At 61.9% G+C, this 13,851-nt stretch carries 11 protein-coding genes and 1 pseudogene; 6 read left to right on the forward strand and 6 right to left on the reverse strand.

The genetic code is table 11. From position 1 onward, the window contains the following. The first annotated feature begins 1 nt into the window (after position 1). The 4 genes and pseudogenes from VJ464_00850 (at position 2) to VJ464_00865 (ending at position 2,448) form a co-directional block, all read left to right on the forward strand. Positions 2 to 262: pseudogene (locus VJ464_00850) on the forward strand (ferritin). Between the two features lie 251 nt (positions 263 to 513). Next, a complete protein-coding gene (locus tag VJ464_00855) occupies positions 514 to 1,773 on the forward strand; it encodes a VWA domain-containing protein (protein ID HKQ03649.1) in 1,260 nt (419 codons plus the stop codon). Between the two features lie 22 nt (positions 1,774 to 1,795). Next, complete coding sequence (locus VJ464_00860) at positions 1,796 to 2,239, forward strand: PIN domain-containing protein (GenBank protein HKQ03650.1); 444 nt, start codon at positions 1,796 to 1,798, stop codon at positions 2,237 to 2,239. Then, entirely contained in the window at positions 2,236 to 2,448 is a 213-nt protein-coding gene (locus VJ464_00865; GenBank protein ID HKQ03651.1) for a hypothetical protein, read from the forward strand. Before VJ464_00860 ends, VJ464_00865 begins: the two co-directional genes overlap by 4 nt. A gap of 147 nt (positions 2,449 to 2,595) precedes the next feature. Here VJ464_00865 and VJ464_00870 read toward each other — a convergent pair whose 3' ends face one another. From VJ464_00870 to VJ464_00890, 5 genes are all read right to left on the reverse strand, one after another. Beyond that, positions 2,596 to 3,894, reverse strand: a complete 1,299-nt coding sequence (locus tag VJ464_00870; protein HKQ03652.1) for an ABC transporter permease — start codon at positions 3,892 to 3,894, stop codon at positions 2,596 to 2,598. Beyond that, positions 3,891 to 4,826 carry an ATP-binding cassette domain-containing protein gene (locus VJ464_00875; protein ID HKQ03653.1) on the reverse strand — a complete coding sequence of 312 codons (936 nt, stop codon included), beginning with the start codon at positions 4,824 to 4,826 and terminating at the stop codon, positions 3,891 to 3,893. The genes VJ464_00870 and VJ464_00875 overlap by 4 nt, the downstream gene beginning before the upstream one ends. A 105-nt stretch (positions 4,827 to 4,931) precedes the next feature. Then, on the reverse strand, positions 4,932 to 5,435 hold the full coding sequence (locus VJ464_00880; GenBank protein ID HKQ03654.1) for a zinc ribbon domain-containing protein: 504 nt from the start codon (positions 5,433 to 5,435) through the stop codon (positions 4,932 to 4,934). Positions 5,436 to 5,465: 30 nt separating this feature from the next. Then, positions 5,466 to 5,984 (reverse strand): hypothetical protein, encoded by a 519-nt coding sequence (locus VJ464_00885; GenBank protein HKQ03655.1) that lies wholly within the window; start codon positions 5,982 to 5,984, stop codon positions 5,466 to 5,468. 55 nt (positions 5,985 to 6,039) lie between these two features. Further along, positions 6,040 to 6,546 carry a hypothetical protein gene (locus VJ464_00890; protein HKQ03656.1) on the reverse strand — a complete coding sequence of 169 codons (507 nt, stop codon included), beginning with the start codon at positions 6,544 to 6,546 and terminating at the stop codon, positions 6,040 to 6,042. Between the two features lie 206 nt (positions 6,547 to 6,752). On the opposite strand from VJ464_00890, the gene VJ464_00895 reads away from it, so the two are divergent. After that, positions 6,753 to 7,934, forward strand: coding sequence for an acyl-CoA dehydrogenase (locus VJ464_00895; protein HKQ03657.1), 1,182 nt, complete (start codon positions 6,753 to 6,755; stop codon positions 7,932 to 7,934). Positions 7,935 to 7,993: 59 nt separating this feature from the next. Here the strand turns inward: VJ464_00895 and VJ464_00900 are convergent, their stop codons facing one another. Beyond that, the gene (locus VJ464_00900) at positions 7,994 to 11,194 is read right to left on the reverse strand and encodes a caspase family protein (GenBank protein HKQ03658.1); all 3,201 of its coding nucleotides are present in this window, start codon (positions 11,192 to 11,194) and stop codon (positions 7,994 to 7,996) included. 485 nt (positions 11,195 to 11,679) lie between these two features. Here VJ464_00900 and VJ464_00905 point away from each other — a divergent pair, with 485 nt between their 5' ends. Further along, positions 11,680 to 13,827: an NF038122 family metalloprotease gene (locus VJ464_00905; protein HKQ03659.1), complete on the forward strand. Its 2,148-nt coding sequence runs from the start codon at positions 11,680 to 11,682 to the stop codon at positions 13,825 to 13,827. Positions 13,828 to 13,851: the final 24 nt, after the last annotated feature.

A 13,851-nucleotide genomic window follows, 5' to 3' on the forward strand; every position in this document is an offset into this window, starting at 1 on the left:
CATGGGAATCGCATGGCACGCACCGTATGAGATATTGAAGCCGGAGACGCGCGACATGGCGCGAGCGATTCATTCGCTGATGGAAGAGCTTGAAGCCATTGACTGGTACGGCCAGCGCGCCGACGTCAGCGATGACCCGGAATTGCGCGCCACCTTGCTGCATAACCAGGACGAAGAGAAAGAACACGCGGCGATGGTGCTGGAATGGATTCGCCGCCACGACCCGGCCTTTGATCGCTACTTGCGCGAGTACCTGTTCACGGCGGGCAACCTGCTCGCCATCGAGGAAGGCGGCCAGTCAGAACCGGCAGGCCACGCTGCCGCGCCGACAATCGCCGCGGTGCCGGCAGCCGCCGCGCCCGCGTCGGCGACGACCGCCGACGAATTCCCCCACACCTTTACGGTCGGCAGCCTGCGGCAGAAAAGATAGGAAGCAGGAAGCAGGAGCCAGGAGGCAGGTTGAGTTTCGCTCAGTACTGCCTACTGCCTACTGCCTACTGCCTACTGATTTCTATGCCTTTTACGAAGTACAGCAAATGGAGCGGCGTTGATTGGCAGTCGTTGAGCCTTGAAGATTTGCTCGACCGGCTGAGCGATTTTCTGCTCGAAAGCGGTTTCAACGATCCCTATTTCATGTATGGCAACGAGGGCGATGATTCGCTCGACGCCTTGCGCGAAGCCATCATGCGCGCGCTCATGGATGGCCTGCTCTCCGACGAAGAGCTAGAGGCATTGAGCGACGAACAGGGGCGGATAAACGCCGAGGCGATGAGTGAGCTGATTGATCGCCTGATCGAGCGCTTGATCGAAGAAGGCTATCTCAACCTCCGTGAGGAGCCGGGCGAGCAGCCGCCACCGTCGGGCTTCAGCAAGCAAGCCGGCAAGACCGACAAGCCCGTCGAGCAGAGCGTCAAGTTCGAGCTGCGCGACAAGGGGCTGGACTTTCTCGGCTTCAAATCGCTGCGGGACCTGCTCGCCTCGCTCGGCAAGTCGTCATTCGGCAGGCATGACACCAACCATCTGGCGACCGGCGTTGAAGCAAGCAGCGCGTCGAGACCTTACGAGTTCGGCGACACGCTCAACCTCGACGTCAATGCAACGCTGAAGTCGGCGATTCAGCGCGAGGGCCTCGGCGTGCCGCTCAACCTTGAGTACGCCGATTTAATGGTGCATCAGACCGAGTACCAAAGCTCGTGCGCCACCGTGCTGCTGCTCGATTGCTCGCACTCGATGATTCTCTATGGCGAAGACCGCTTCACGCCGGCCAAGCGCGTGGCGCTGGCGCTGACCCACTTGATGCGCACGCAGTTTCCGGGCGATAGCCTTCGCGTCGTGCTGTTTCATGATTCCGCCGAAGAGATTCCGCTGTCGCAGGTGGCCCGCGCCCAGGTCGGCCCCTATCACACCAATACCCGCGAAGGCTTAAGGCTGGCGCGCCGCATTCTGATGTCGCAACGCAAAGACATGCGGCAGATCATCATGATTACGGACGGCAAGCCGTCGGCGATGACTCTGGAAGACGGGCGCATTTATAAAAACCCGATGGGGCTTGACCCGCGCATCCTACAAGAAACTTTCAGAGAAGTCGCGCAGTGCCGCCGCGGCGGCATCATGATCAACACCTTCATGCTGGCGGACGATTATTACCTGGTTGACTTTGTTAAAAAGGTAACGGAGATCTGCCAGGGCAAAGCCTACTTCACGACGACCATGTCGCTCGGCCAGTACATCCTGATGGACTTCCTGCGCCGCCGCACCAAACACATTCATTAAGCCCTCGTTTGTCTTCGTTCCGATGATAAGAATTTATCTCGACTATAATGGCTTTCAGCGAGGGTTCGACGATCCGCAGCATGTGCGCATTCAAATGGAGGCGCTCGCCTGTCAGGAAATCTTTAACCGCGCGGCCCACGGCGAAGTTGAGCTGGTCTGGTCTTTCATGCATCAGGATGAAAGCTTGCAGTGTCCTTTCCCTGACCGCCAGCTTGAGGCTTTTCGGCTCGCCAGCCTATGCCGGGTTCGTATCGGTCCGGAAGAAGCGATTTATAATCTGGCTCAGTCCTACATTCAACAGGGCGCCGTGTCTGCTAAAGATGCGATCCATCTGGCCTGCGCGATTCATACCGGCGCAGAGGTTTTCTTGACCTGGGATGATAAACTATTGAAGCAAGCCGCACGGCTAGGGTTAACGATGCGCGTTCTGAATCCGGTGGACTTCATCAGGCAGCGAGGAGAATGATGGCCAGCACAGACCCAATGAGTGATGCGGAATTGCGAATGATCGGCATCGAAGCGTTGAACAAGGCGCTCGGCCCGGCGGCGGCGTTGCGCTTCCTGTCTCTCTTGCATCGCGACCCGACTGACTACGTCGAAATTTCACGCCGTCTATACGAGGGACAGTCTATTGACGATATATTCGCGCGCGCTAAAGAGAATTGGAAAGAGTGACCTATAATGCAGTCCATCCTGATGGACTTCCTGCGCCGCCGCACCAAACACATTCATTAAGCCGTCACCCTGGGAGCGCGGGCGTCTCGCCCGCAAGGCTTGCGATTCGTAGAGCAGCGGGCGAGACGCCCGCGCTCCCAGGGCGAATCAGTTGTAGCGCAGCCAGCGGCCGAGCTCGGCCAGGCTCGGGCGCTTGCCATACATCAGGATGCCGACGCGATAAATCTTTGCCGCCAGCCATACCGCGCCGAGGATCGTCACCACCATGATCGCCATCGACAACAGCACTTGCCAGAGCGGCGGGTTGATCACCGCGATGCGCAGCATCATCAGCGTCGGCGCGAAGAACGGAATCATCGATAAGGTCACCGCCAGCGGCCCATTCGGGTTCGCGACCACGGTCGTGAAGATCGTCATCGGAATGACAATAAGGATCGTTACAGGGAACTGCGCCTGCTGCGCTTCTTCTTCGCTGCCGACGGTGGCGCCGACCAGCGCGTACAGCGTCGCGTAGAGGAAGTAGCCGAGGACGAAGTAGATGACGAAGTAGACGAGCAGGATAGGCGGCAGGTGCGGCAGCGCCACGCCGCGCGAGGCGAAGATCGACAGGCCGACGGTCGAAAGCAAGGCGACGCTCGTGACCCAGATGCCGATCTGCGTCAGCCCGACCAGGCCGATGCCGATCAGCTTGCCGAGCATCATCTCGTGTGGCTTCACCGACGAGACGACGATTTCGACGATGCGCGATTGTTTCTCTTCGATGACCCCGCGCATCACGAACAGCCCGTAGAACAACACCGTCATGTACATGAAGAAGAGCATGACGAAGGCCACAACAAAGCCCGTGCCGCCATCTTCTTGCGCGCCGCCTTCCGAGGTCAGCTTCTTGGTGTCGAGTTCGAGCCGCCGCGTGATGCCCTTCGCCTTGTCGCCGCCGAGGCCGGCGCGGTCGAGCTTGCGCTCGATGACCGCCTGGTTGATGGCGGATTCCAACGAGCGCAGGCCGAAATCGCTGGTATTCTTCGAGCGGTATTCGGGCCGCGTCCCGTCGAGTAGGCCGGCGGGCAAAATCAAGTAGGCTTTATCTTCGTCCTTCTTGCCGCCCGCCGTGTAATCGTTTCGGATGATCTCGTCAATGTTATCGCTCGGGCTGACGGCGCGGCGCTCCAGCACGTAGTTTGTCAGCCGTGGCCCGCGGTCGCCCGCGTCGTCGCGGCCCGCGCCGGGCGTGTCGAGGCGATTCTTGATGGCGGGAAAGAGCTGTTCATCGCCGCTCTGATCGAGCACCACGACATGCCGCTCGCCGCCGCCGCGCGTCGCCAGCAAGCCCGGCAACAGCGCCAGCGCCAGCAACAACAAGGGGCTGGCAATCGTGCTGATGACAAAGGCGCGCGTGCGGACGCGCACCACGTATTCGCGCTTGATGATGGCCCAGGTTTTTTTCATAGCGCCTCCGCCTCGACGCGCCGGCTGGCCAGTTCCTGAGTGCCGGTGACGCTTTCGATGAAGATCTCGTTGAGCGACGGCTCGACCAGCTCGAAGCGATGGATACTGACGCCTGCGGCGACCGCCCGCCGCAGAATCTCCTGCGCGTCGGCGCCATCCTGCAAGAGAATCTCGCTGTAGCTGGCGTTGCGGTTGTGGCGCTTAACCAGATCGGGGGTGAGAAAATCGTCCGGCCCTTCGTAGTCGAGGATGACGGTGTTGCGGCCATAGCGCCGCTTGACTTCTTTCAGGCCGCCGCCGAGCACCTTGGTGGCGTGGTTAATCAGACAGATGTCATCGCACATCTGCTCGACCTGTTCCATCTGGTGTGTCGAGAAGATGACGGTTTTGCCTTGCTTCTTCAGATCGAGGATGGCCGCCTTGAGGACGCCGACGCTCACCGGGTCGAGGCCGGAAAACGGCTCGTCCAAAATCAGGATGTCGGGATCGTGAATGACGGTGGTGATGAACTGCACTTTCTGCTGCATGCCTTTCGAGAGGTCGGGCGGCTTCTTGCCCTTCCACGCCGACAGCTCCAGCCGGGCGAGCCATTCGTCGGCGCGCTGCGCAGCGGTGCGCGAGTCGAGTCCTTTGATGTTGCCGAAGAAGACCAGTTGATCGCCGACCGTCATCTTCTTGTAGAGGCCGCGCTCTTCCGGCAAGTAGCCGATGTGCGATTGCAGCTCGGCGTTCATGTGGCGGCCCATCACCAGCACTTCGCCTTCGTCGGGCGCGGTAATATTGACGATCATGCGAATCGAAGTCGTCTTGCCGGCGCCGTTCGGGCCAAGCAGCCCGAAGACGCTGCCCTGGCGCACCGCAAACGATAGGTCGCGGACCGCGACAAACTCATCAAAGCGTTTGGTCGCATCCTTCAGCTCGATCACGTTCATCCGTTATCCTCCAAGGGGTGGTCAGTCAGCTTGAATGAAGCCCGCAAGACGCGAGGGGAGCCAATCGTCTGACACATGCGAGATGCTTGAGCCGCCGACGTGCCTTCACACTTCGTTGGTGTCGCGGCTGGCCTGTCGGGCGCGAATCTTTTTTTCGTACTCGTCGAAATTGCGCGTCGTGTGCTCGGTGACGCTGCCGACGGACGAAGGCGGCGCGCTAAGTTGCGGCGGCGTGAATTCCTTCGCCGCATCCGTGCGCGAAGACGGCGCGCCCGCCGCGCTCGCCGGGTGGTAATAAATCTTCACCAGCCGGATCAGCAACCACACCAGCAGCGCGTCAATGCCGAGCCCCACGAGCGGGCCGAGAATCATCACCGGCAAGAACTCGCCCGGCGGGATGTTGCGCATCGCCATGTCCGAGGCCATGGCGAGCGGACCGATGATGCCAACCGTTGAAATGATGCCGATGATGAGTAGAAACGTGATGGTCAAGGCCATCGGGAATTTTCCCTGCACGGTCGCCTCTGCCGGCCCATTCAGATTCGCGCCGCACTGCTTGCAATACCGCAGCCCTTGAATTGATTCGGCGCCGCAATTTGGACAATACATATTCACCCCATCGATTGCCGAACATTCGGGCTATTGCTGCTCTCTGGCATCGCGGTATGCCGCTTCAAAATTGCGCGTCGTGTGCTCGGTGACGCTGCGGAAGGCCGGCGGCGGCGCGGCGACCTGCTGCGGGTTGGGCGCGCTCACACGCCCCGACTGTCGCCGGGCGCTGCTGTCCTGTTCCATCAGCTTGATCAACCGCGACAGCTGCCGGATCAGCATCCCGGCAATCAGCACGACCGCGGGCGAGCCAAACAAGTAGAGCGGCACGACGATCTCTTTGGGCGCCTGGAGAACGGTCAGCGGCACCGCAAGGCCGAACAACGTCAGCAGCGACACCAGGCTGAAGACCGCCACCGCCCAGAAGACGCCGGCCAGCCTTTTGCCGCTCATTCCCGGCGCTTCGCTCTTCTCGATGTCCCAGCCGTGTTCGGTCTGGCGGACGCGCTCGAAGTCAACGCCCGGCGTCGGCTGATACAGATTGCCGCCACAGCGCGTGCAATAGCGCAGCCCGGTCGTGTTGGCCGCGTCGCAGGTTGGACAATTCATGGCCGCCTCCAATTCACTTCGTAACCTTTTTTACAATCACCGCCGAAGCCATCGGCTATTCGCGGGCGTGCAGCTTGTCATAGATGCCCGGCTCGAAGTTGCGCGTCGTATGCTCGGTGACGCTGCCGACGGACGAGGGCGGCGCCGGCAACTGAACGAGCGGCGGCGCGGCGTGAATCGCCTTGTCGTTTTTAGCCGGCTGCCCCTGCGGTCGCGGCGCAACCAGATGGCCGAACAAACGCATGAGCATGGCAACGACGCCGGTGATGGTCAGCGTGCCGAAGATCAGCATCACGATGGCTACAGGTGTCGCGTTACCGGTGACGATCTCGCCGGGAAACCTCTGCCGCATCAGATCAAAGGCATGGGTAAAAACAATCCCTAGCCCGCCGAGCGTAATCGCCACGGTCGCCAGTGCCAGGGGCCAGGCGGCTACCGTCACTTTCGGAGCGGCGGGCGGCGCGGGCGCTTGCGGGGTTGGGGCTTCCAGGAGATTGGTGCCGCACTGTTTGCAGTATCTCAAGCCGTAAACGTGCTCAGCGGCGCAATTCGGACAAAACATGATGCCTCCGTGTCTGGCGGCCCGAGAACCTTGGCCGCTTATTTTCTTCGTTTGCATTATAACTGATTCTACGGAAGAACTCAGTTGGACTACGACGCACGGCGCTGACAGGTTCAGCCGACCTTTCCCCATTGCCATTTGCATTCGCCGGGTGCTAGATTGAAAGTCACTGTCATACTTCGATTTTTCGTCCGGAGGTCAACATCATGTCACAACCTGCGACCGCTTCTGAAACCGCGCCGCGCGCGCTCACTTCATTAACCGACGAAGAGCAATTATTCCGCCAGTCGGTCGGCGAATTTGCCACCAGCCAGCTGCGCCCGCTCGCCGCCGAGATGGACGAGCAGGGCAAGTTCTCGGCTGACCTCATCAAGCAGTTTTTCGACCTCGGCTTAATGGGCATCGCCATCCCCGAACAGTACGGCGGCCAGGGCGGCAACTTCTTCACCTCGATCATCGCCGTCGAAGAGTTGTCACGCGCCGACGCGTCGGCGGGCGTCATCGTTGACGTGCAGAACACCCTGGTCAACAACGCCCTGCTGATGTGGGCCAACGAAGACCAGAAGCGCCGCTACCTGCCGCGCCTGGCGACGGACACCGTCGGCGCTTACGCGCTCTCTGAGGCCGGTTCGGGCAGCGACGCCTTCGCGCTCGCGACAAAGGCCGAAGACAAAGGTGACCACTACCTGCTCAACGGGCGCAAGCTGTGGATCACCAACGGCGCCGAAGCCGGGCTGTTCATCGTCTTTGCCAACGTCGCGCCCGACAAAGGCTATCGCGGCATCACCGCTTTTCTGGTCGAGCGAGACTTCCCCGGTTTTTCGGTCGGCAAGAAAGAGAACAAGCTCGGCATCCGCGCCAGCTCGACTTGCGAGCTGATTCTGGAAGATTGCGCGGTTAAGAAAGAGAACATTCTCGGCGAAGTGGGGCGCGGCTATAAGATCGCCATCGAGACCTTGAACGAAGGGCGCATCGGCATCGGCGCGCAGATGGTCGGGCTGTCGGCGGGGGCGCTCGATTACGGCATCAACTATGTGAAAGAGCGCCGCCAGTTTGGCAAGGCGATTGGCGCATTTCAGGGCGTGCAGTTTCAGATCGCCCAGGTGGCCACCGAGCTTGAAGCGGCGCGCTTGATGGTCTACAACGCGGCGCGCATGAAAGACAGTGGCGAGAACTTCGTCATGCAGGCAGCGATGGCCAAGCTGTTTACCTCACAGGTCGCCGAGCGCGTCACCAGTCAGGTTGTCGAACTCTACGGCGGCTATGGCTACACGAAAGATTACCCGGCGGAGAAGTATTACCGCGATGCCAAGATCGGCAAGATTTACGAAGGCACCTCGAACATGCAGCTACAGACCATCGCCAAGCTGATCCTCGGCGACGTGTAAACCGAATCACCTTGCAACCCCGACGGCGCGCGGCCAAAGGCGGCGCGCCGTTGATCATTTCAGCGCAGCAGCGCGACGGGAAAGTCCTGGCCCTTTGACGAGCTGACCGGGTATTGCGCGACCGACTTGTACTTCTTTGACACCTCCGGCAACTGGTCTTCGATGTAGGCCAGCAAGCCGCGCACGGTGATGCTGCGATTGGCCGCGCCGACGACCGCTTCGCCTTTCAAGCCGTTTAACAGCACGTAGGTGAACAGGCCGTGATGCAGCTCATCGATCTCTGCCGCAAGCTGGCTCGCTCCTGACGCGGCGATGATGTGGACGCCGGCAGAGCGCGCCAGTTGCGCCAGACTCTTGCGGTCTTCGTAACCGCGGAACGACACCACCGCGCCGCCCGACCGGCAGGCGTCGAGTAACAGCAAAACCTTCTGCGAGCGAATCTTCACCAGCGCTTCATTGATCGCCGCCGACGAGATGCCGCCAGCGGTCAACTGCTCGTCGCGCTCGGGCTGCGTGATCTCGTGCGGGATGAAGTACCACTGATCGAGGCGGCTGTCGCCGTGGCCTGCGAAATAGATAATCACCACGTCTTCGGGCCGCGCCGTCTCGCTCAACCGCGCAAAGGCTTTGACGATGTTGGCGCGGCTGGCGTCGGCGTCGTACAGGCGAGTGATCTCGACTTCGCGGAACAATCGCCCGCCGCTCTGCTGAAAGTAAGCGGCGACGCCTTCGGCGTCCTGCACCGAGAAGTTCAAATTCAATGCCGGATTCTGATAGCGGCTGATGCCGACGACGAGCATGCGCAGCGCCGCCTGCTTTTCGGGCGCGGCCAGTTGCACGCTGATCTCGTCGGCGCGGCTTTCGGTGCGGTCGCGGCTGTAAGCGACGGCGCGCAGTGCGTTGCCGCCTTCGGCGAGCAAGACGCGGTAGGTCGCCGCCACCGTGCCGCGCGCCGCCGCCTTCAAGCCGCGATTGCCGGGATTGACGAGCTTGCCGTTCTGGTAGAGCCGCAAGTCTTCGGCGCCGCCGCCGGTGTCGCGCGCTTCGACCGTCACCTCGATCTCTTCGGCGGTGAAGCGCTCGTCTTTGCGCGGCGACGTGATGCGCACTTCGGGCGGCGTCGCGAAGCCCTTGGCGATGGTGTCCGCGGGCTTGGCGAGCGGTTCTTGCAAGGTCTGCGGCACGACCTGCGGCTTGAAGAAACGGTCGAAGAACTGGTCGAAGTCGAAGACCGTATCGGCCAATCGCCAGGCGACATACTGGCCGCCTTTGTCCGAGCCATCGTAATAGCCTTCCGGCGTGAAGGCGATCCAGTTGCCGTCCTTGAAAGCTAGCAAGGTGACTAAAGGCGTGCCGAGTTCGAGCGACCATATCTTCGTCGTCGTATCCCAGCTTCCCGACAACAGCCACTTACGGTCCGGGCTGAAGGCGAGCGACGAGACAGGGCTCGAATGGCCGGCGAGCGTGCGCACGAGGCTGCCGCTTGTCGTGTCCCACAGCTTGATGGTTTTATCGTAGCCGCCTGATGCCAGCAGCTTGCCGTCACCGCTGAAGGCCAGCGACAGCACGTCATAGGTGTGGCCTTCAGCCGTGCGCAGCAGCGCGCCGCTCGTGGCGTCCCACAGCTTGATCGTCTTATCGGCGCTGCCCGAAGCGATGACGCGGCCATCGGGGCTGAAGGCGACCGCATGCACCTGTGAGCCGTGACCATTGAGCGTGCGAATCAATGCGCCGCTCTCCGCGTCCCACTGCCGCACGGTCGTATCCACGCTGGCCGAGACAAGCTGGCGGCTATCGGGGCTAAAAGCGACCGACTCGACAAGACTGAAATGGCCGGTGAGCGTGCGCAGCAAGCGGCCCGAGGTCGCATCCCACAGCCGAATGCTGCGGTCTTCGCCGCCCGCCGCGATCCGTTTGCCGTCAGGGCTATAAGCGACCGAGCTGACCTCCGAGGTGTGGCCGGTGAGCGTGCGCAGCAGCTTGCCGGTTTCGACCTCCCAGAGCTTGACCGTCTTGTCCCAGCTTGCCGAAGCCAGGGTGCGGCCATCGGGGCTGAAGGCGACGGCGCTGACTTCCGACGCATGACCCGCGAGCGTCCGCACCAGGCGCACGTTCGGCGCGTCCCACAGCTTGACGGTCGCGCCGCTGGTTGCGGCAAGCGTGCGCCCGTCGGCGCTGTAAGCGATGCGGCGCACCTCTGAGGAACGGCCTTCGAGGGCGCGCAGTGGTTTGCCGCTGGCAGTCTCCCAGAGCGTCACGGCGCGATAGTTGGCGGCGGCGATGATCGAGCCGTCGTTGTTGAAGGCAATCGAGCTGACCGGATGGGCATGGCCGGCGAAGGTGCGCAGCGGCTTGCCGGTTTCGCTGTCCCAGAGGATGACGCTTTTGTCCTGACTGCCGGACGCCAGCGTTTTGCCATCTGTATGGAAGGCTACAGAGACTGCGCCGCTGGTGTGGCCGGTGAGCGTGCGCAGCAATTTGCCGCTTTCTGTCTCCCAGAGCTTGACCGTCTTATCGAGGCTCGCCGAGGCGATCATCTTGCCGTCACGGCTGAAGGCGACGGCGCGGACTTCTGCCGCGTGGTCTTCGAGGGTGCGGACGAGCGCCCCGGTCTCGGTGTTCCACAGCCTGACCGTCTTATCCGTCGTGCCGGCAATCATCTGGCCATCGGGGCTGAAGGCGACGGCGCGCACAGCTGACCGCGCTTCGATGGTGAGCAGCTCGTCGCCGCTCTTGACCTCCCAGACGATGATATTAGCGTCGCCGCTCGCCGAAGCCAGCTCGCGGCCATCGGGGCTGAAGGCGACGGCGAGGACTTCGGCCTCATGACCTGTGAGCGTGCGCAGCAGCTTGCCGGTTTCGACCTCCCAGAGCTTGACCGTCTTATCGAGGCTCGCCGAAGCGAGCGTCTTGCCATCGGGAGAAAAAGTAAGGCCGGCTACATCATCGAAATGGCCATCGAGGACGCGGCGCAGGCGGCCCGTCCCGGCTTCCCAGAGACGTATGGTCTGGTCTGCGCCGCCCGAAGCGATCAGCCGCCCGTCGGGGCTGAAGGCGACCGTGCGGATGTTGTCGAAGTGGCCGTTTTGAATAACCAGCTCAGGCTTCGGCGGTTGCAGCGCGGGCGTCGGCGGGCGCACAGGCGGGCGCACAGGCGGGCGGCGCTGGCGTTGCGCCGCCAAGTCGCCGGCCAGTAAAGCGGCAATTGCCGCGATCATAAAAAACAGCCCTACGGCTCGTCGCCAACCTCTCTTGGTCATCGCAAACTCCGCATCATTTCAGATTCAAATGGGAAGAAGACGGAAAGGATTACCTTGTGCGTTGCCCCTTGTTGCCTCCGGCCTCAGGTCATCGCTGGGGAAGACTAGCTGGCGCAAACTGCCTTGTCAATCAAGCCGCCTGAGCGCCGCGGTGGCAACTCACCCGCCCGTCAAAGGGCCATTGAGTTCTCGACATACATAGAGATGAGATAAACACAGAGACACAGAGACACGGAGGGACACAGAGAAGACTCCGTGCCTCTGTGCCTCCGTGTCTCTGTGTTTGTTTCTCATCCCTTTTTGCAGAACTCAATGGCCCTGCGCCTGTCAACTTCGGGTTTGCCTCTGACGCGCGAGCTGATTTACAATGATCTTCGATTTCGCTGCGTTCATTATCGTCGTCCACCTCGTTCAGTCTCGACCATCACCCATGATCTGTGCGAAGGACTTCTCCGCGAAGCCGCTTCACCACCGAGCGAGGTCGTATGTTGTATCGAGCCACCCGACGCGCCGTCACGCTGGCCTGCCTGTTGATTCTGCAACTGACTTTGATGCCGCCGGCTCCCCATGTCGATGAGGCAAAAGCCGCCGCGCTCGCGCAAAGCGCCGGCAGCCGCAACCTCTGGGCAGGGCCGTCCACGCTGGGAACGTTCGCGCAGCGCATGAAGGGCGGGCGCGTCGCCTGTGTCGAAGCCAGCTCGGAGCAGGCGCATCGCCTCAAAGACCGTGACGCCAACCTGCCATTGACCGCGCTCGCGGCGAACGCCGAGCCGCCGACGGGATTAAAGATCATCCTGCGCGGCACGGCGCAATTACAGGGCAACGCCGCAGCGCGTGCCGCCTTCGTGCGCGCCGCCGCCCGATGGGAACTGCTGGTGCGGACCCGCCTGACTGTCATCATCGATGTTGATTTCGGCCCGACTCTCTTCGGCCAGCCGTTCGACGCCGATGTCGTCAGCAGCGCCGATGCTCAGGTGATCGCGGGCAATGCGCTCTACACGGCGGCGCGCGCCGGCTTGCTCAGCGAAGCCTTCGCACAGGAAAAGCGCGCGCTGTTTAACCTGCTGCCCGCGAAAATGGTGCCGACCGACAGAGGCGAGTCTCAGGGGCTGGCGGCCTCGTCGGCGACGCTCCGCGGCCTGGGCTTGCTCGACCCGGTTGCCGACCCCGAGCGCGAGTCGGCTTACTTCGGCCCGCCGCCCGCCATCGGCTTGAATTCAAACTTCAGTTTTGATTTCGAATCCGGCGATGGCATCGAAGCCAACAAGCTCGACTTTGAAGCCCTGGCGCTGCATGCAATCGGCCATGTGCTGGGATTCGTTTCGGCGGTCGGCCAGCAAGAGATGAACGATGCGGCAGACACGCCGCCAACCGTCTGCGACCTGTTCCGGCTACGGCCCGAAGCGATCAAAGGTGACTTTGCCGCCGCCACGCGCATCCTCTCTTCGGGCGGCGAGCAGGGCTTTTACACGGGCGGCTCGATGCTGGCGCTGTCGAGCGGGCGGCCCGATGGCACAGGCGGCGATGGGCAGTCGCCATCGCACTGGAAGGATGAGCGGGCCACCGGGCAATCTCTCGGCGTGATGCGCCCGACGATTGCTGCCGGGGAATATCAAACGGTCACGGACAACGATCTCACGGCGCTTGAAGCGATTGGTTATCGAACCCAGAGCGTCGTCGATGTGACGACCGTCATCCCTTTGACCTCTGGGCAGCCGCAACCGGGAGGCATGACCGCGCCGCCGCCAAAACTGGGCGTCCTCAGTCATACGCAGTACGCGATTGTCGTCCCGGCGGGCGCGACTCAACTACAAATCGATTTAAGCGGCGACCAGGACGTTGATCTTTATGGGCGCTACGGCCAGCCGGTCGTGCTGCAAGGTCACAACCCGACAGTTGAATACCGGTCGGACACCGAATCCTACGTCGAAGCGATTACCATCACGCCGTTCAGTTCCCTGCCCCTGCGCCCCGGGGTTTATTACATCGCGGTGGCGAACTGGGGACCGGGCGATGCCAACTTCATGGTGACGGCGACGGTCACCGGCGGCGCTCCCGGCAATCAGAGTCATGCGCCGGCTATCTTCAACCTCGCGGCGCGGCTTGAAGGCGACGGTTTGCAGATTGATGTCGCGGCGCTGGATCGTGACGGTGACCTGGCGGCGGCAGAGGTCAGCCTCTTTGATGAAGTGGGCCGCATCGTTCGCCCACCCCTGACGCTGGCGATCAACGCAGAGGGCGCGGTGCCGGTCGCCTCTCAAGTGATCGTCAACGGTCTGGGCGCGCTGCCGACGGCGTGGCGCGCCAGTGTCGTTTTGATAGACCGCGCCGGCAACCGCGGCCCCGAAGCGGCGGTTGATTTCAACCGGCCCAATAGCGGCGCGTTGAGCGTGACGGCGGCTTCATTCAGCGGCGCGCAGTTGACCTTGAAAGCGCGCGGGATGGCCGAAGGCTTGGCCATAGAGATCAACGGTCGCATCGTCGCGCCGCCGCAAAAGATCAAGATCAAAGGCGGCGGCAACAAGCTGCTCATCACAGGCAATGCCAATCAGTTGGCGCTGCGCGCCGGGGCCAATCGCATCCGCGTGCGCAACACGAACGGCTGGTCAAACATTTTGATCTTCAATATGTGAGCCGCTTCATCGGCAACGTCTCAG

The organism is Blastocatellia bacterium, assembly GCA_035275065.1.
GTDB lineage: Bacteria > Acidobacteriota > Blastocatellia > UBA7656 > UBA7656 > DATENM01.